At 65.8% G+C, this 17,304-nt stretch carries 14 protein-coding genes and 1 tRNA gene; 8 read left to right on the top strand and 7 right to left on the bottom strand.

Translation table 11 applies throughout. The features are described from left to right. Positions 1-46: 46 nt before the first annotated feature. From LOY33_RS01455 to LOY33_RS01475, 5 genes are all read right to left on the bottom strand, one after another. On the bottom strand, positions 47-457 hold the full coding sequence (locus tag LOY33_RS01455) for a hypothetical protein (RefSeq protein WP_054915790.1): 411 nt from the start codon (positions 455-457) through the stop codon (positions 47-49). A gap of 116 nt (positions 458-573) precedes the next feature. Next, positions 574-649: transfer RNA gene (locus tag LOY33_RS01460), tRNA-Phe, on the bottom strand. 91 nt (positions 650-740) lie between these two features. Then, a complete protein-coding gene (locus tag LOY33_RS01465; RefSeq protein ID WP_043862214.1) occupies positions 741-1,013 on the bottom strand; it encodes an oxidative damage protection protein in 273 nt (90 codons plus the stop codon). After that, positions 1,010-2,077 carry an A/G-specific adenine glycosylase gene (gene mutY, locus LOY33_RS01470; protein ID WP_123753327.1) on the bottom strand — a complete coding sequence of 356 codons (1,068 nt, stop codon included), beginning with the start codon at positions 2,075-2,077 and terminating at the stop codon, positions 1,010-1,012. The genes LOY33_RS01465 and mutY overlap by 4 nt, the downstream gene beginning before the upstream one ends. Continuing rightward, a complete protein-coding gene (locus LOY33_RS01475) occupies positions 2,074-4,308 on the bottom strand; it encodes an AsmA family protein (protein WP_088514667.1) in 2,235 nt (744 codons plus the stop codon). Before LOY33_RS01475 ends, mutY begins: the two co-directional genes overlap by 4 nt. Before the next feature lie 326 nt (positions 4,309-4,634). Between LOY33_RS01475 and LOY33_RS01480 the strand changes: the two genes are divergently transcribed. The 8 genes from LOY33_RS01480 (at position 4,635) to LOY33_RS01515 (ending at position 15,131) form a co-directional block, all read left to right on the top strand. Beyond that, complete coding sequence (locus LOY33_RS01480; protein ID WP_116052510.1) at positions 4,635-6,293, top strand: OFA family MFS transporter; 1,659 nt, start codon at positions 4,635-4,637, stop codon at positions 6,291-6,293. Between the two features lie 185 nt (positions 6,294-6,478). Further along, complete coding sequence (gene hisB, locus LOY33_RS01485) at positions 6,479-7,072, top strand: imidazoleglycerol-phosphate dehydratase HisB (RefSeq protein WP_043862210.1); 594 nt, start codon at positions 6,479-6,481, stop codon at positions 7,070-7,072. Beyond that, positions 7,072-7,710, top strand: coding sequence for an imidazole glycerol phosphate synthase subunit HisH (gene hisH / locus LOY33_RS01490; RefSeq protein WP_043862209.1), 639 nt, complete (start codon positions 7,072-7,074; stop codon positions 7,708-7,710). The genes hisB and hisH overlap by 1 nt, the downstream gene beginning before the upstream one ends. Then, positions 7,710-7,970, top strand: coding sequence for a DUF2164 domain-containing protein (locus LOY33_RS01495; protein ID WP_043862208.1), 261 nt, complete (start codon positions 7,710-7,712; stop codon positions 7,968-7,970). The genes hisH and LOY33_RS01495 overlap by 1 nt, the downstream gene beginning before the upstream one ends. Positions 7,971-8,011: 41 nt before the next feature. Beyond that, a complete protein-coding gene (gene hisA, locus LOY33_RS01500; RefSeq protein ID WP_043862207.1) occupies positions 8,012-8,749 on the top strand; it encodes a 1-(5-phosphoribosyl)-5-[(5-phosphoribosylamino)methylideneamino]imidazole-4-carboxamide isomerase in 738 nt (245 codons plus the stop codon). Between the two features lie 10 nt (positions 8,750-8,759). Continuing rightward, positions 8,760-9,530, top strand: a complete 771-nt coding sequence (gene hisF / locus LOY33_RS01505; RefSeq protein ID WP_043862206.1) for an imidazole glycerol phosphate synthase subunit HisF — start codon at positions 8,760-8,762, stop codon at positions 9,528-9,530. 124 nt (positions 9,531-9,654) lie between these two features. Next, on the top strand, positions 9,655-10,395 hold the full coding sequence (locus LOY33_RS01510; RefSeq protein WP_054915786.1) for an ABC transporter substrate-binding protein: 741 nt from the start codon (positions 9,655-9,657) through the stop codon (positions 10,393-10,395). Between the two features lie 95 nt (positions 10,396-10,490). Further along, positions 10,491-15,131, top strand: a complete 4,641-nt coding sequence (locus tag LOY33_RS01515) for a hypothetical protein (RefSeq protein WP_258660847.1) — start codon at positions 10,491-10,493, stop codon at positions 15,129-15,131. A 5-nt stretch (positions 15,132-15,136) separates the two neighbouring features. Here the strand turns inward: LOY33_RS01515 and LOY33_RS01520 are convergent, their stop codons facing one another. Then, positions 15,137-15,910, bottom strand: coding sequence for a divergent polysaccharide deacetylase family protein (locus LOY33_RS01520; RefSeq protein ID WP_123753324.1), 774 nt, complete (start codon positions 15,908-15,910; stop codon positions 15,137-15,139). Further along, complete coding sequence (locus LOY33_RS01525; RefSeq protein WP_043862202.1) at positions 15,910-17,229, bottom strand: S41 family peptidase; 1,320 nt, start codon at positions 17,227-17,229, stop codon at positions 15,910-15,912. Before LOY33_RS01525 ends, LOY33_RS01520 begins: the two co-directional genes overlap by 1 nt. Positions 17,230-17,304: the final 75 nt, after the last annotated feature.

The following is a 17,304-nucleotide window of genomic DNA, read 5'->3' on the forward strand; positions in this document are numbered from 1 at the left end:
TCGGCAAACCCAAGCCTGTGTCGCCGCGTGCAGCAGGGGCGTGCCGCTAGGGCAGCCGCCCGCACAGCGCATTGCCTTCATAGCCGTGCATGATCGGCGCCAGGAACATGAACGGGCCGCAGGCATTGAGGTAGGGGTTCTTGTCGACGCTGTGGGTGGTGTACATCAGCACGCGCTCGTCGCCGAACCTGTCGTGGCCGAACGCGGCTTCGGTGTAGGTCGAGCACACCGGCAGCTTCAGCGGCACGGGCAGCACCACCAGCCACAGGCTGATGCCGCACCATTCCCGGGTGGCTTCGGAACGTTCGGTGCGGGTGATGTGCGGGGTGATATCACGGCCGAGCAACTGGCGGTAGGTGTCGGTCTTTTCGACGCGGGTCTGGGGCGAGGCGGACTTGAAGCCGACGCAACCGTTCAGGCACACCAGCGCAAGCGCCGTCATCACAAGCCTTTTCATCCATGAACCCTGGTAGGCGCCGGCCTGGCCGGCGAAGGTGACGACCTGGCGAGCACCAAATCGCAGGCAATAAAAAACCCCAAGGAATCACTTCGCTTGGGGCTTTTCGGTATTAGTGGTGCCCAGAGACGGAATCGAACCGCCGACACGGGGATTTTCAATCCCCTGCTCTACCGACTGAGCTATCTGGGCAACGGGGCGCATTAAAAGCGTTTTTTGGATTTGCGTCAACGACTTTTTGAAAATTTATTAAATTAATTCCGTCGCTTACGAATTTCCGGGGTTATTCGGCAGGCGGCACGTAGCCTTCGGCCTTCTCGTATTCTTCGCCGGAGAAGAACTTGTCCATCTCGCCCTGGAGGTACTTGCGGTCCTCGGCGTTCATCATGTTCAGGCGCTTCTCGTTGATCAGCATGGTCTGTTCCTTCTGCCAGTCGGCCCAGGCCTTCTGCGAGATATGCTCGAAAATGTCCTGGCCCTTGGCGCCGGGATACGGCGGGCGCTCCAGGCCAGGCAGCTCTTCTTTGTACTTGCGGCACATTACGGTGCGGGTCATGACGACTCTCCTGCATTCAATACGTGGGCCGCGCGTTTGAGCAGTTTCTTGACCGGGGCAGCAAGGCCCAGGCGCGGCGGGGTGGCGAGGTTATACCAGAGCCAGTCGGCCTCGGCCACGTGGTCACCCTGGGGGGCCACCGGCACCAGCCAGGGTTGGATCGCCAGCTGGAAGTGGCTGAAGGTGTGGGTCAGGCTGTCCAGCGCCACGGGCTCGCCCAGGTTCACCCCGTGCTGCTCGGCCAGGTGTTTCAGGTCGTCGAGGCTGTCCAGCTCCGGCAGGCTCCACAAACCGCCCCACAGGCCGCTGGACGGGCGCCGGTACAGCAGGATGGCGCCCTCGTTGTTGGCCAGCAGCGGCATCAGTGTGCTGCGCTGGGGCAGGGTCTTGCGCGGCTTGGGGATCGGGTAGCGGATCTCCTGGCCGAGCATGTGCGCCTCGCAGCCGCGCTCCAGCGGGCACAGCAGGCAACTGGGCTTGCTGCGCGTGCACAGGGTGGCGCCCAGGTCCATCATCGCCTGGGTGTAGTGGTTGACCCGGCTGTGGGGGGTAAAGCGCTCGGCGTTGGCCCACAGCGCCTTGGCCACCTTGGGCTCGCCCGGGTAGCCTTCCTGCGCGGTGTAGCGGGCCAGCACGCGCTTGACGTTGCCGTCCAGGATCGGCGCACGCAGGCCCATGCTGATGCTGGCGATTGCCCCGGCAGTGGACAGGCCGATGCCGGGCAGCTCGGTGAGCTTCTCGACATCGCGCGGGAATTGGCCGGCGTACTGTTCCACCACGATCTTCGCGGTCTTCTGCAGGTTGCGCGCGCGGGTGTAGTAGCCCAGCCCGGTCCACAGGTGCAGCACCTCGTCCTCCGGCGCCGCGGCCAGGGCCTCGACGCTGGGCAGGGCTTGCATGAAGCGCCCGAAGTAGTTGAGTACGGTGCTCACCTGGGTCTGTTGCAGCATGATCTCCGACACCCACACCCGGTACGGGGTGATGCCCTGTTGCCAGGGCAGGTCGTGGCGGCCGTTACGGTCGTACCATTCCAGCACGGCGCTGGAAAACTGCTCGGGATTCATCGTTTGAACAGGCCCTTGAGTGCGTCTTTGAGTTCGGGACTGACCTTGTCACCCAGCTTTTCGTTGAGCTTTTCCTGCAGCTTGTTGCCCAGCGCCTTGCCGGCCAGCTTGCCCAGGCCGTCCTTGTCCACGCGGCAGGCCTTGGCACCCAGCTCCAGCGGGCCACGGCAGCGCAGCGGGAATTCCAGCCCCACGTAGCGCTCGTTGACCTGGCAGGCCGGGTCGGGCATGTCGCGCTTGTCGCCCTCGACGATCACGCCCACGCGGTAGTCCATGCCCAGCACGCGCAGGTCGAGGTCGCCGTGGCCGTTGACGGTCAGGCCCGGGATGCGCACCTTCAGGTCCGGGTTGCTGGCCACGCCGTTGCGCAGCACCAGGCTGCCCTTGAGTTCCTGGAACGGGGTGTCCTTGCCGCGCGGTTCCCCGCTCAGGGCCTTGCGGTTGAGGGTGGCGATGCCCTGGCACAGCTGCTGCTCGAGGTTGGCATTGACCAGCACACCGTTGTTGATGACGAAGCTGGCGTTGCCATTGAGGGTGTCGATCAGCGCCTTCTGGCTGTTGCCGCTGCCGGTCAGGTTGCTGCTCAGGGTCAGCAGGCCCTTGACCGGCGGGGTGTCGGTCTGGCTCTTGATGAAGTGCTCCACCGGTACGCGGTTGACCTGGGTACTCAGGCCGATCTGCGGTACCGCAGGGCGCACGTCGAGGGTGCCCTTGGTAGCGAAGTCGCCGTTGTAGAGGCCGCCCTGCAGGGTGTCCAGGGTGATCAGGCCACCCTGGCCACGGGCCTTGAGCACGGCGTTCTGGATAGGCAGCTGTTCAAGGGTGAGCACGCCGAAGCTCAGGTCTGCCTGCAGGTCGAGTACGCGCAGGCGGTCCACCGGCAGCAGCTTGTCGGTGCTCCAGGCGGTCTTGGTGGGTGCGTCCGGCAGCGGTGTGGTGCCGGCTCCGGCCAGCGCACCGGCTTCATTCTGCTGCACCTCGGCCTGGCGCGCGGCCTTGGCGCCGGTGGCGGCCTCGCTCTTGGCCGGCAGGTAGCGGTCGGCATTGAACGTGTCGGCTTTTAGCTGCACGCGCAGGGCCTGCTTGGCGAAGTCATCCACCGCCAGGCGGCCGGTGAAGGTGCTGTCGTCGAGCTTCACTGCCAGGTCTTCCAGGGCCAGGCGGGTGGGGCTGCCTTCCAGGCGGCTGACCAGCTCGAACTTGCCCAGGGTGGCGGCATCGGCCATCGGTGGCACTGCCACGCCGACGCTGTCGAGGAACGTGCGCAGGTCGAGCTGGGCGATGGACAGGCCGCCGGTGAGCTTGGGCGTGCTGTTCAGGTCACGCACGTTAAGCTCGCCCAGGGCGCGCAGCTGGTTGGCCGACAGCTTCAGGCCGTTCCATTCGGCGACGTTCGCGGCCATGTCCACCAGCAACTGGCCCTGGGCGGCGAAGGTCATGGTCTTGCCCTGCAGCGGCTCGCCGGAGGCTTCGCCGCTGAGCTTCATGTCTTCGAACTGGTAGCGCTTGAGCGCACGGTCGAAGCGCAGTTCGCCCTTGAGCTCGGTGCGGGCGCGCAGGGCCGGCTGGCCAGCGCTGAAGAAGGCGGTCATGGTCAGCGGAATGTTGACCCCTTCGTGAACCGCGCCGGTGCTCAGCTGGATGCTCTCGGCGCTGAAACTCTGGCCGCTTTGCGCATCGCTGTACTGCACCTTGGCGTTGTTCACGGTGAGGCTGTCGATGTCCAGCTTGACCGGGCGCTCGGCGGCGGCCGGCTTGGCCGGGGCCTCGCCTGGGGCGGGTGCGCCGGCGCTGCCTTCGGCCGGTGCAGCCGGGGTGGCGGCCGGCAGCGGCTTGCCGATGTCTTCCCAGTTGCCGTGGCCGTGCTCGTCGCGGGCCAGGGTCAGGTTAAGGCCCTCGACGCGCACGTCGCTCATCTGCACTTCACGGCGCAGCAGCGGCAGTACGCGCACCGACAGGCCGAGCATCTGCAGGTCGGCGAATGGCACCTTGGGATTGTTGAGCGTGGCGATGCTCGCCTCGTGCAGTTCCAGCCCCAGCCACGGGAACAGGCTCCAGCCGATGTCGCCGTTGAGCGTCAGCTCGACGTGGGCCTTGTCGCGTGCCAGCTGGCGGATCTCGTCTTTGTAGTCGTTGGGATCGAAGAGGTGGGTCAGGGCAAAGCCCAGCGCCACAATGATCAGCAACAACCCGAGTATCACCAGCCCCAGGATTTTGCCGAACGCTTTCATGGGCGAGTCCTTGTAGTCCGATTGTAAAATTCAGCCGCAGAGTATAGCCCCGTGCAGGGCGCGCGGGCGCGGCGCGACCCGGGTTTGGACAGCAACCGGCGGGGCAGTTCCTGACACGGGGGTATCAGTTTTCGCAAAAACCACAGTATCAGCCTAATTTCAGCGAGAGCGGCGAATGGTACTCTCTCGCGCCTCCACGGTCCCGTTGCGGCCGATTGTCGCGTCAAAGGGCCGGTTGCCAGATAAACGACGTGCTGCCCCTGGCAGCCAAAGTCGCAGGCAGCAGGCCTGGTCGGTGGAGCATCCATATCACGAGGGGAACAACAATGAGCAGCACTACGGTGGGCGGCATCGCCAGTACGCCCGGCTTCCTGTCCAAGGAACGCATTGTCGCCAGGGCCGGTTTCAACCGCTGGCTGGTGCCACCGGCGGCCCTGGCCATTCACCTGTGCATCGGCATGGCCTATGGCTTTTCGGTGTTCTGGCTGCCGCTGTCGCAGGCCATCGGTATCAGTGCGCCGGTGGCGTGTGCGCCGGAGATGAGCTTCGTGGCGCGCCTGTTCACCGCCGAGTGCGACTGGCCGATCTCGATGCTGAGCTGGATCTACACGCTGTTCTTCGTGTTCCTCGGCTGTTCGGCGGCCATCTGGGGCGGCTGGCTGGAGCATGCCGGGCCGCGCAAGGCCGGGGTGGTCTCGACCCTGTGCTGGTGCGGTGGCCTGCTGATGTCGGCGCTGGGGGTGTACACCCACCAACTGTGGCTGATGTGGCTGGGCAGTGGCGTGATCGGCGGTATCGGCCTGGGGCTGGGCTACATTTCGCCGGTATCGACGCTGATCAAGTGGTTCCCGGACAAGCGCGGCATGGCCACCGGCATGGCGATCATGGGCTTTGGCGGCGGCGCCATGGTCGGCGCGCCACTGGCGGCGGCGCTGATGAGCCACTTCGCCGGCCCTGACGGGGTGGGCGTGTGGCAGAGCTTCGTGGTGATGGCGCTGATCTACTTCGTGTTCATGCTCGGCGGCGCCCTGGCCTACCGTGTGCCGCCCACCGGCTGGAAGCCCGAAGGCTGGAGCGCGCCGCAGAAAAAGGCCGGCAACGCGATGATCACGCACCGTCACGTGCACGTCAGCGTGGCGTGGAAGACGCCGCAGTTCGCGCTGATCTGGCTGGTGCTGTGCCTTAACGTGTCGGCCGGCATCGGCATTCTGGGCATGGCCTCGCCGCTGCTGCAGGAAGTGTTCGCCGGCAAGCTACTGGGCAACGACCTGAGCTTCAGCCAGCTGGATGCCACGCAACTGGCGCAGATTGCCGCCATTGCCGCCGGCTTCACCGGGTTGCTGAGCCTGTTCAACATCGGCGGGCGTTTCTTCTGGGCCTCGTTCTCCGACTACATCGGGCGCAAGAACACCTACTTTGCCTTCTTCGCCTTGGGCGTGGCGCTGTATGCGCTGATCCCGAACATGGGCCACCTGGGCAACATCGCGCTGTTCGTGGCGGCGTTCTGCATCATCCTGTCGATGTACGGTGGCGGCTTCGCCACGGTGCCGGCGTACCTGGCCGACCTGTTCGGCACGCAGATGGTGGGCGCCATTCACGGTCGCCTGCTGACCGCCTGGGCGGCAGCCGGGGTGCTGGGCCCGGTGCTGATCACCTACCTGCGCGAATATCAGCTGGAGATGGGCGTGGAGCGGGCGGCGGCGTATGACATGACCCTGTACATCCTGGCCGGGCTGCTGGCGCTGGGCTTTTTGTGCAACGCGCTGGTGCGGCCGGTGGCCGACAAGTACTTCATGACCGATGCGCAACTGGCGGCCGAACAGGCGCTGGGGCACGACAAGGGCGCCAATGGCAGCACCGTGCTGGAGTGGAAGGCCGCGCCGGGCAGCCGGCCGCTGGTGATTGCCGCGTGGCTGGTGGTGGGCGTTCCGCTGGCGTGGGGGGTGTGGGTGACCCTGCAGAAGACTGCGGTGCTGTTCCATTAAAGGCATCGCGGGTCAAGCCCGCTCCTACAAGGATCTCTGCTGACCGTGTGGGAGCGGGCTTGACCCGCGATGAGGCCGGTACTGCTGACGCAAATTCCCCGCCAACTGTCTTCTTCGTTCCAAGCCACGCGTATCTAGGCCTATAATGGACACCTTTTTCGCCCAATGATTTTGCGGAGCTGGTGATGGTCGAACGTACGGCTAGCGTCGAGCGCAATACTCTGGAAACCCAGATCAAGGCCTCGATTAACCTGGATGGCAGCGGCAAGGCCCGATTCGATATCGGTGTGCCTTTCCTCGAACACATGCTCGACCAGATCGCCCGACATGGGCTGATCGATCTGGACATCGAGTGCAAGGGCGACCTGCACATCGACGATCACCATACCGTCGAAGACGTCGGTATCACCCTGGGCCAGGCATTCAACCAGGCCATCGGCGACAAGAAGGGCATCCGTCGCTACGGCCATGCCTACGTGCCGCTGGACGAGGCGCTGTCGCGCGTGGTCATCGACTTCTCCGGCCGCCCGGGCCTGGAGATGCACGTGCCCTTCACCCGCGCCACCGTGGGCGGTTTCGACGTCGACCTGTTCCAGGAATTCTTCCAGGGCTTCGTCAACCACGCCAACGTCTCGCTGCACATCGACAACCTGCGCGGGCACAACACCCACCACCAGATCGAGACCGTGTTCAAGGCCTTCGGCCGCGCACTGCGCATGGCCATCGAGCTGGACGAACGCATGGCCGGCCAGATGCCGTCGACCAAGGGCTGCCTGTAATGCAGACGGTAGCCGTTATCGACTACGGCATGGGCAACCTGCACTCGGTGGCCAAGGCCCTGGAGCACGTGGGTGCCGGCAAGGTGCTGATCACCAGCGATGCTGCGGTGATCCGCGAGGCTGACCGCGTGGTGTTCCCGGGTGTGGGCGCGATCCGCGACTGCATGGCCGAGATTCGCCGCCTGGGCTTCGACAGCCTGGTGCGTGAAGTCAGCCAGGACCGCCCCTTCCTCGGCATCTGCGTGGGTATGCAGGCCCTGCTCGACCACAGCGAAGAGAACGACGGCGTCGATTGCATCGGCCTGTTCCCGGGCAATGTGCGCTTCTTCGGCAAGGGCCTGCACGAGGACGGCGAGCACCTTAAGGTGCCGCACATGGGCTGGAACGAAGTATCCCAGGCCATCGACCACCCGCTGTGGCACGACATCCCCGACCGTGCGCGCTTCTACTTCGTGCACAGCTACTACATCACCGCCGCCAACGCGGCGCAGGTGGCGGGCAGTGGTCACTATGGCGTCGACTTTGCCGCCGCGCTGGCCGACGGCTCGCGCTTTGCCGTGCAGTTCCACCCGGAGAAGAGCCATACCCATGGCCTGCAGCTGCTGCAGAACTTCGCCGGCTGGGATGGTCGCCGGTAATGGGCAAGTCCCGCGCCAAGCGGCCGATCCTCACCCTCGCGCCTGAAGAAGAGCGCGAGGCGCTGGCCAAGCTCAAGCGTTTTCTCGAAGACCGCTTCGAGCTTGAGCTGGGTTCGTTCGAGGTGGCTGAAGTGCTGGAGCTGTTCAGCCAGGAGATTGCACCGCATTACTACAACAGGGCGATTTTCGATGTGCAGGCGCACCTCAAAGAGAGGTTCGAAAGCATTGAAAGCGACTTGTGGTCGCTCGAGAAGAACTGACTTCCCGAGCTCACTGTTTACCGAATAGACAGGTTCCCCAGATGCTGATTATTCCCGCTATCGATCTCAAGGACGGTGCTTGCGTACGTTTGCGCCAAGGCCGCATGGAAGATTCCACGGTATTTTCCGATGACCCGGTGAGCATGGCCGCCAAATGGGTCGACGGTGGTTGCCGCCGCCTGCACCTGGTCGACCTGAACGGTGCCTTCGAAGGCCAGCCGGTCAACGGCGAGGTGGTGACTGCCATTGCCAAGCGCTACCCGAACCTGCCGATCCAGATCGGCGGCGGCATCCGCTCGCTGGAAACCATCGAGCACTACGTCAAGGCCGGCGTCAGCTACGTGATCATCGGCACCAAGGCGGTCAAGCAACCCGAGTTCGTGGCCGAAGCCTGCCGTGCGTTCCCCGGCAAGGTGATCGTGGGCCTGGACGCCAAGGACGGCTTCGTGGCCACCGACGGCTGGGCCGAGGTCAGCTCGGTGCAGGTCATCGACCTGGCCAAGCGTTTCGAGGCCGATGGCGTCTCGGCGATCGTCTACACCGACATCGCCAAGGACGGCATGATGCAAGGCTGCAACGTGCCGTTCACCGCCGCCCTGGCTGCCGCCACCAAGATCCCGGTGATCGCCTCCGGTGGCATCCACAACCTGGGTGACATCAAGGCCCTGCTCGACGCCAGGGCACCGGGGATCATCGGCGCCATCACCGGCCGTGCGATCTACGAAGGCACGCTGGATGTGGCCGAGGCGCAAGCCTTCTGCGACAGCTACAAAGGCTGAGGAGAACGGCATGGCGCTGGCCAAACGCATCATCCCTTGCCTGGACGTCGACAACGGTCGAGTGGTCAAGGGCGTCAAGTTCGAGAACATCCGTGATGCCGGCGACCCGGTGGAAATCGCCCGTCGCTACGATGAGCAGGGTGCCGACGAGATCACCTTCCTCGACATCACTGCCAGCGTCGATGGCCGCGACACCACGCTGCATACCGTCGAGCGCATGGCCAGCCAGGTGTTCATTCCGCTGACCGTGGGCGGTGGCGTGCGCACCGTGCAGGATATCCGCAACCTGCTCAACGCCGGTGCCGACAAGGTCTCGATCAACACCGCAGCGGTGTTCAACCCCGAGTTCGTGGGCGAGGCCGCGCAGCATTTCGGCTCGCAGTGCATCGTGGTTGCCATCGATGCCAAGAAGGTCTCCGGCCCGGGCGAAACCCCGCGCTGGGAGATCTTCACCCACGGCGGGCGCAAGCCTACCGGGCTGGATGCGGTGGAGTGGGCGAAGAAGATGGAAGGCCTGGGCGCGGGCGAGATCCTGCTCACCAGCATGGACCAGGACGGCATGAAGAGCGGCTTCGACCTGGGCGTGACCCGCGCCATCAGCGACGCGCTGGGCATTCCGGTGATCGCCTCCGGTGGTGTGGGCAACCTGCAGCACCTGGCCGACGGCATCCTGGAAGGGCATGCCAGCGCAGTGCTGGCGGCCAGCATCTTCCACTTCGGCGAGTACACAGTGCCTGAAGCCAAGGCCTACATGGCGCAGCGCGGCATCTGCGTGCGCTGAGCGGCCGCATTCGCCGGCAAGGCCGGCTCCTACACTGCAGCGAACCTGTAGGAGCCGGCCTTGCCGGCGAAGCATTTGCTGTTAAGGTAATGCAGGCACATCGCCAGGGAATCGGGTCCATCCTATGTTCACACGCTTGCTCGTCGTGCTCGTCAGCCTCTTCTCCCTCGCTGCCACCGTCCGCGCCGCGGACCCGATGGTGCTGCTCACCGAAAACTTCCCGCCCTACAACATGGCCAGCGACGGCAAGAACTTCGCCCGCGAAGACAAGATCCAGGGCATCGCCGCCGACCTGGTTCGCGAGATGTTCAAGCGCGCCGCCATCCCCTACAGCATGACCCTGCGCTTCCCGTGGGAACGCGTGTACCAGCAGGCCCTGAACAGCCCCAATCACGGTGTGTTCGTGATGGCCCGCCAACCCGACCGCGAAAAGCTCTTCAAGTGGGTCGGGCCGCTGGGCCCCGACGACTGGATTCTGCTGGCCCGCCCCGACAGCCCCATCACCCTCGAACACCTCGGCGACGCGCGCGGCTACCGGATCGGTGCCTATAAAGGCGATGCCATCGCCCAGCACCTGAGCAGCAAGGGGCTCAAGCCGATCACCGTGCTGCGGGACCAGGACAACGCGCGCAAGCTGCTCGAAGGCCAGATCGACCTGTGGGCCACCGGTGACCCCGCCGGGCGCTACCTGGCCCGCCAGATCGGCATCACCCAGCTCAAGACCGTGCTGCGCTTCAACGGCGCCCAGCTGTACCTGGCACTCAACCGCCAGGTACCCGATGCGGTGGTGGAAAAGCTCCAGCACAGCCTGGACCAGTTGCGCGACGAAGGCTTCGTCGACGCCACCTTCGCCCGCTACCTGTAAGCGCCTAACTATGTAGTGCCGCGGCCATGCACCGGGCTGCTGTGATGGATCGTCGCTGTGAATTGCACAGCCCGATCACTCATGGAAGGTGTTAGATGCCACTGCATATCCTGCAAGACCTGCCCACGCCCGAACCCGACAATGCCCTCGCAGCCATGGTGGCCGAGCAGTTCGCCAGCCGCCCGACCCTGCGCAGCGCCAGCGTCACGCTGCTGGAGCGTTTGCTGCGCGAGTACTTCCCCGGGCTGTCCGCCGATGTGGAGGCGCTGCGTTTGTACGTGCCCGACAGCAGCGCGCAGTTCTATCAGGTACGCCCGCTGTTGGACGCTGCACTGGACAACCTGTGCACCTGGGAACCGTTGCAGATGCATGCGGGTGGCTTGTCCGGTTTTCTGGGCCAGGCCGACGCAGTGAAACTCAAGCTGCAGGGCCATGCACTTGATGCGGACACCCTGCGCGAAATGATCAAGGTGTTTGCCGACGGCATCGTGGCCGAGTTCCAGCGGGCCCTGATGAACTACTGGCAGGCCAGGGGCAGTGAAGGCGTTCCGCGCCTGAGCTGGCTGGCCAGAACCCTGGCCCAGGCCCTGGTGCCACACGCCGGCGGCAAACAGGCCTGGGCCGGGATGCTGGGCCAGGTGCTGCAATGGCCACGCTGGTCGCTGCGTCAGGCCCAGGGCGAGCAGGCCGTGCGGGTGTACCTGGTGCAACTGCAGCTCGACGCCAGCCTGACCAGCACGCAGATGCTGCTCAGCGATCTGGTGTTGGTCCGCGGCGAGCAGGTGCTGCGCTGTACGCCCGCAGGTCAGGTCAGCGCCCACGCCTCGCTGAAGGCGTTCGGCGAGGCGTTGACCGACGAACTCGAAGGCGCCTATCGGCTGGTCGGGCTGCAGTGGCAGTTGCTGGAGGTCGAAGGCAATCCGTTCAGGGTCCAGGCCGAGGCGTTGCTCGATCAGCAACTGCGCGATGTGCAGGCGCTGCGCCTGGGCGGGCAGTCGGTGACTGAGCTCGAGGGGTTGTTTGCCACGGTGTCCGATGTGGCTGCGCGCCTGGCCGGCAACCGGGCATTCGTGCCGACGCTTGCCGACACCCAGGTGCTTGGCCAGCTGCCGGCATGGCTCAAGCAGGCTTCGGGGGCCGATTACCTGGACTACCGCATGCAATGGCTGAGCATGGCGCTGGCGCACCAGCACAATGCCGGCAAGGCCTATGACCACGGTATCCCGACCCTGCGCGACTATGCCGCCAAGGCGCTGGGCGAGCGCATGGCGGCAGATCAACCGGACGGTCCGACCTACGACCCCTACAAGCTGGTGCTGACCTTCCAGGTGCCCTATGGCCAGGGTGGCTTCGGCTTCGTCGAGACGGTCAGGCTGCTGCTGGTGGATGCCGCGCTGGAAAACCTGTCCGGCCTGCCCAAGGGCCCGATGAGCATTGCCCATGCCGATGGCGACGAGATCGCCGCATGGCTGAGCGCCGAGTATGTGATGACACTCATCACCGCCGTGGATGTCGGGGCCAACTACCTGGCAGTAATCGAACAGGCCATGCGCACCGATGCACGCCAGGCCGACGAGCGTCGGCAGCTGTTCGCCGACACGCTGCGCGCACAACTGCCATTGCTGGCGCTGGAGTACCGGATCAGGGGCGAGCAGGGCTTCACCCGCCAGGGCCTGCGCTGCGTGGACTACGCCATGAGCACCGACCAGACCGACCGGGTCGAGGTGCGCCCGCTGACCTTCCTCAGTGGCGAAGGGGCCAGCCCCGACGTGGTCGACAATATGTTCGTGTTCGCCCTGCCCGGCAGGCCCGAGCGCGTGCTGTACCGACCGCTGTTCGAGCCCCTGCTGCGCGAATTTGCCAGCGAGGCTGCATTGTTCAAGGCCCTCGAGGAGCCCGAGCTGCAAGCCAGCGTGCTGAGCTGGATGGGACGGGACGCCCGGCGCATCTATGCCAATGGCGGCTTTGCCAACCCTCACCTGGGTATCACGGTGGATGAACCGGTGGCTGTGCCGGGGGCGAACGTGCCGCGTCTTGGCGGCGCTGCGCTGACCGGTGACCTGCTGGCGCATTTCTACACCAGTACGGTGGATGCGCTGATCACCCTGGGTGACCGGCAATCGGTATCCAACGCCGAAGATCGCTGGCTGCGCTTCAAGGAGGCGGGCTGGCTGCTGTTCAATATCGCGCTGCCCTACCTGCGTGGGCCGACAGCTGTGGCCGGATGGCTGGTGCAACTGGTCAGCAGCCTGGACAGCGACTTCAAGGCGCTGCGCGAGGGGGATGACACCACGCGCGCCCAGGCCGTGGTCGACCTGCTGTTCAACCTGAGCACGGTGTTCATGCACGGGGCCGGGGAGGTCGGCATGGCGCGCGCGACGCCGATCAAGGTGCAGCCCTCGATGCTGCAGCAAACGTTGCCGGTGCGCGGCGAGCTGCCAGTGACCGGCGTGCTGGTACCGGTGCAGCAACCCCTGGGCCCGCAACTGCGCAGTGCCGGTGCGTTGCCGACAGCCATGGACTTCTCCTGGAGCGGCATGCGCAACGAAGCGACGCCCGAGCTGCGTGCGTTCCTGCGCCCGATGCAGGTCACGCCCGGCCAGGAGCCGACCGGCCTGATCGAGACGGGGGAGCGCCGCGGCCTGGTGCTGATCGACGGGCAAGCGCATGTAAAACTCGATGACCGCTGGTACCGCGTGCTGGAGGTGGAGGGGCGCTTCTGCATCGTCGACCCCCTCGACAGCAGCCGCCGTGGCCCGTGGCTGCGGCGCAGCAGCGAAGGCAGCTGGCAACTGGACCTGCGCCTGGGGCTGCGCGGGGGCGGGCCGAAAAAGCGCATGAGCCTGCAGGAGAAGAAGGCGCAGAACAGGCTGCAGCTTCAGCAGCTCAACGCAACGCTGGAGTCGGCGCAGCAGGATTGCCTCAGGCGCATTGTGGCCATGACCCCCAAGGTCAACGAGCTCAACGCCTTGCTCGACCCGATGTTCAAGGCCCAGCGCGAGTACCAGCTCGATCGCACGGCGACCCGGCTGGTAGCGATGAAGCAGGCACGCACGCGTGCGCAAGTGGCCGAGCAGGCACTCAAGGTCGAGCAGGACGCCTTCATCGAGGTGGCCAAGGACCTGCTGCGCACCACCCTCGAAGCCCGCGAAACCCTGAAACTGGCGGATTTCTACGGCCATATCACTGCGGCCGACTACAGCAAGGCGCTGAACCTGAACTTCAGGATGAACTTCCAGGCGCGCCTGCAGTTGCAGGCCCAGTACCACAGCAAGCAGTTCAAGATCTCGTTGCACGATGCCTGGATCGAGAATGCGTTCCAGGTCACCCTGGGTGATACCGCACAGCCGTTTTCCGCGTTGCTGGAGGCCAACACGCAGAACGAGACGTTCCACCTGCTGGCCCTGGAGCAGGCCGAGGCCTGCAGCGCCCTGGTCGAGGAGGTTCGCCGCGAGCCGGCGGTCAAGGCCACGGCCGACGAGATCATCCGCTATGGCGAGGCCAAGCGTGAAGAGCTCAAGGTGTTCAGCGCCCAGCGCATCCGCACGGCCTACCTGGAAATCCTCGGCTACATGAGCCTGGACACGCGTATCGCGGACGCCACCCAGCGCCCGTTCTACAAGGACTTGCTGCTGGACCCGGACATCGTCGCCGGGGTGCTTTCGCATGAGCAGCTGGGCATCGATGCCCAGGAGTTCACGCCCCAGGAGCGCATCCAGGTGCTGCGCGAGGCCTCGCACTGCTACTCGCGGGCCAAGGCGGTTGCCCAGTATGTGGGCGACCTGTTCGCGCCGGTGCCCGGCAAGGACTATCTGGCGGCGTTCGTGCAGACCCTCGACGAGCTCGATGCCAGCGCCAGGGCAGAACTGGACAGCCTGGTCACGGTGCCGGCCACCAGCACGACGCCCCGGCCGACGCGCAAGCGCAAGGTGATCGTCACGCGTACCCGCCGGGTGGTGGTGGGGCGGGTACGGGCGCCATCGCCCGGCGAGCCGGTGCCGATCGTGGATATCGAGGATGCCAACCACCGCATCGTGGCGTCCTACCGCGAGCACGGCGGCGATGACTGGAACCCGATCAAGACCGTACTGCCCGCCACGCCGGTCGGCCTCAAGCCGCGCAAGGCCCTGCGCAGCGAGGCGCGCCAGGTGCTCGATCAGGTCGCCCCGCTCAAGGCCAAGCAGCAGGGGTTGTCCGGCAGCGGGCATCAACCGGGGGATATCGTGTTCCCGCTGACCATCCTGGCCGATCGGCTGATCCGCGTGGCGGATGACTTCGAGCGCCACAGCGGCCTGCCCGATGCCGAGCAGGCCACCGTTACCCAGCTGCGCCAGGAGGCCCAGGGGCTCAGGGACGCAGCCGATGCCCTGCGCCTGAGCATGTGCAAGGCGCAGAAGCCCACCGCGCGCAACCTGCTGTATCTGTGGGAGCGCAAGCAACTGCACATCGAATTCAAGGCGCCGCGCAAGGCCCTGGCGGCCGGCGACTTCATCGACGAGTACGAAGTGCGTGTGGCGGGCGGCGACAAATGGTACGTGCACCTGCACTATCCTGCCCTGGACACGCCCACGGCAGCGTTCAGCAAGGGCCACATCAAACTGGAGGCGCAACGCACCAAAGGCTATGCCGACCTGCTCGAAGAGGCGAAAACCACCGGCAAGATGGGCGTGATCTGGCGCGCCGACCTCACCCCGGCCTTCATCAAGGGCTGGTTTCCGCTACGCCCCCTGGCGTAGGCGCCTCACTGGCCGCCGGCGCTGGCGCGATAGCGCCCGCCGGCACCATGGGCCGCCATCGCCTGGTTGCTGCGCAGGGCAATCATCTGGTGGATCTCGACCCACTCGATGCCCTGCGCCTTCAGGCGAGGCAGCTCGCGTTCGAGCACCTCCAGGGTTTGCGGGTAGGGGTGGCCGATCAGTACAGCCGAGCCCTGCCGGCGCGCCAGCTCCACGGCGATGCGCAGTTGCCCGGCAATCGCCTCGGGGGTGCGCACGTCATCCAGGAACACATCCCGCGACAGGCTTGCCAGCCCCTGTTCCTGCGCCTTGGCCGCAGCGACCGTGGCGGCGCTGGTGCGGCTGTCGACAAAGAACAGATGGCGGCGCTGCAACTCGCCCATCAGCCAGGCCATGGGCACCGGCTGTGCAGTCATGCGGCTGCCCATGTGGTTGTTGATGCCGCTGGCATAGGGCACCTTGGCCAGGGCCGCGCCCAGGCGTTGTTCCAGCTCCGGCAGCGGGGTGTCCGGATGCCAGGCGTAGGGGCCGGTGGCCGGGTCCATGGGCATGTGCAGGATCACCGTCTTGCCGGCCTTGTGCGCCTGGCGGGCGAACGCGGTGGCGTGCGGGGTATCGGGCATGATCGCGAGGGTGACCGGGCCGGGCAGGGCCAAGGTGCGCGCATCTCGCGCAGGGCTCTGCCCCAGGTCGTCGATGATCAGCGTGAGGTAGGCCTTGGCCGGTGCCGCGTGTGCGGTACCGGCCAGGCAGAGCAGGGCGAACAGCAGATAGCGCATCACTTGCCGCTGGTGATGCTCAGGCCCTTGAGCAGGTTCAGCGCCTGGCTGAGCTGGAAGTCGTCGTCCTGCGGACGGTCCTTCTTGCTCGCGGCCTTGCCCGAAGGCCGGTCGGCGCCGCCGTTGCCGTTGCCCAGGTGACCTTGCAGGTCGGCTTCCTTGAAGTTGTCGTTGTCCTGCTCGCTGGTGATCTTGGCGCGGCGCACCTCGATGTCCGGCACGATGCCCTGGGCCTGGATCGAGCGGCCGTTGGGGGTGTAGTACAGCGCGGTGGTGATCTTCAGGGCGCGGTCGTTGTTCAGCGGCAGCACGGTCTGTACCGAGCCCTTGCCGAAACTGTCGGTGCCCATCAGTACGCCGCGCTTCTGGTCCTGCAGGGCGCCGGCGACAATCTCGGAGGCCGAGGCGCTGCCGCCGTTGATCAGCACCACCAGCGGCACGCCTTCGCTGGCATCGGCCGGGTCGGCCGAGAAGCGCAGTTCGGAGTTGGCGATGCGGCCCTTGGTGTACACGATCAGGCCCTTGGTCAGGAAGTGGTCGGCCACTTCGACGGCGGCCTGCAGCACGCCACCGGGGTTGTTGCGCAGGTCCAGCACCAGGCCGCGCAGTTTCTTGCCGTTGTCCTTGCGCAGCTTGGCCAGGGCCTTGCCTACCTCTTCGCCGGTCTTGACCTGGAACTGGGTGATGCGGATATAGCCGTAGCCGTCCTCGAGCAGCTGCGACTTGACGCTCTTGACCTGGATGACCGCGCGGGCCAGGGTCACGTCGAACGGCGTGCCGCCGTCGCGCACCAGGGTCAGGGTGATCTTCTGGCCGATCTTGCCGCGCATCTTGTCGACCGCCTCGGTCATGGTCTGGCCGCGGGTCGGCTGGCCGTCGATCTTGACGATCAGGTCGCCCGCCTCGATGCCGGCACGCGAGGCCGGGGTGTCGTCGATGGGCGATACCACCTTGACGAAGCCGTCCTCCATGCCCACTTCGATGCCCAGGCCGCCGAACTCGCCGCTGGTGCTCTCCTGCAGCTCCTGGAAGTCTTCAGGGCCCAGGTAGGCGGAGTGCGGGTCGAGGTTGCTGAGCATGCCCTTGATGGCGTTTTCGAGCAGGGTCTTGTCGTCCACCGGCTCGACATAGGCGGCCTTGATGCGGTCCATCACCTCGGCGAAGGTGCGCAGCTCTTCCAGCGGCAGCGGCGCCTGGGCAGTGACCGTGGTCGGTGCCACCGTGGCTGGCTTGGCAGGCTCGGCCGCGTGGGCCAGTGGCGCGCCGATGACCAGGGCAATGGTCAGGGCCAGCGAGGTAAGGCGAGGCGTATGCAGCATGTCGAACGAACTCCTGATCCTGGTTTTGCCCCCGGGGGAGCGTCGCTGGCACCGGTTGGCGGGGCTAGCGTGAAA

This window comes from Pseudomonas sp. B21-036 (genome assembly GCF_024748925.1).
Classification (GTDB): domain Bacteria; phylum Pseudomonadota; class Gammaproteobacteria; order Pseudomonadales; family Pseudomonadaceae; genus Aquipseudomonas; species Aquipseudomonas palmensis.

Excerpts from the sequence above, each read along its gene's own strand:
- hisA (WP_043862207.1), top strand. The coding sequence starts at position 8,012 with ATGCTGATTATTCCCGCTATCGATCTCAAGGACGGTGCTTGCGTACGT.
- LOY33_RS01525 (WP_043862202.1), bottom strand. The coding sequence starts at position 17,229 with ATGCTGCATACGCCTCGCCTTACCTCGCTGGCCCTGACCATTGCCCTG.
- hisB (WP_043862210.1), top strand. The coding sequence starts at position 6,479 with ATGGTCGAACGTACGGCTAGCGTCGAGCGCAATACTCTGGAAACCCAG.
- LOY33_RS01520 (WP_123753324.1), bottom strand. The coding sequence starts at position 15,910 with ATGCGCTATCTGCTGTTCGCCCTGCTCTGCCTGGCCGGTACCGCACAC.
- LOY33_RS01475 (WP_088514667.1), bottom strand. The coding sequence starts at position 4,308 with ATGAAAGCGTTCGGCAAAATCCTGGGGCTGGTGATACTCGGGTTGTTG.
- hisF (WP_043862206.1), top strand. The coding sequence starts at position 8,760 with ATGGCGCTGGCCAAACGCATCATCCCTTGCCTGGACGTCGACAACGGT.
- hisH (WP_043862209.1), top strand. The coding sequence starts at position 7,072 with ATGCAGACGGTAGCCGTTATCGACTACGGCATGGGCAACCTGCACTCG.
- mutY (WP_123753327.1), bottom strand. The coding sequence starts at position 2,077 with ATGAATCCCGAGCAGTTTTCCAGCGCCGTGCTGGAATGGTACGACCGT.
- LOY33_RS01480 (WP_116052510.1), top strand. The coding sequence starts at position 4,635 with ATGAGCAGCACTACGGTGGGCGGCATCGCCAGTACGCCCGGCTTCCTG.
- LOY33_RS01510 (WP_054915786.1), top strand. The coding sequence starts at position 9,655 with ATGTTCACACGCTTGCTCGTCGTGCTCGTCAGCCTCTTCTCCCTCGCT.
- LOY33_RS01455 (WP_054915790.1), bottom strand. The coding sequence starts at position 457 with ATGAAAAGGCTTGTGATGACGGCGCTTGCGCTGGTGTGCCTGAACGGT.
- LOY33_RS01465 (WP_043862214.1), bottom strand. The coding sequence starts at position 1,013 with ATGACCCGCACCGTAATGTGCCGCAAGTACAAAGAAGAGCTGCCTGGC.
- LOY33_RS01515 (WP_258660847.1), top strand. The coding sequence starts at position 10,491 with ATGCCACTGCATATCCTGCAAGACCTGCCCACGCCCGAACCCGACAAT.
- LOY33_RS01495 (WP_043862208.1), top strand. The coding sequence starts at position 7,710 with ATGGGCAAGTCCCGCGCCAAGCGGCCGATCCTCACCCTCGCGCCTGAA.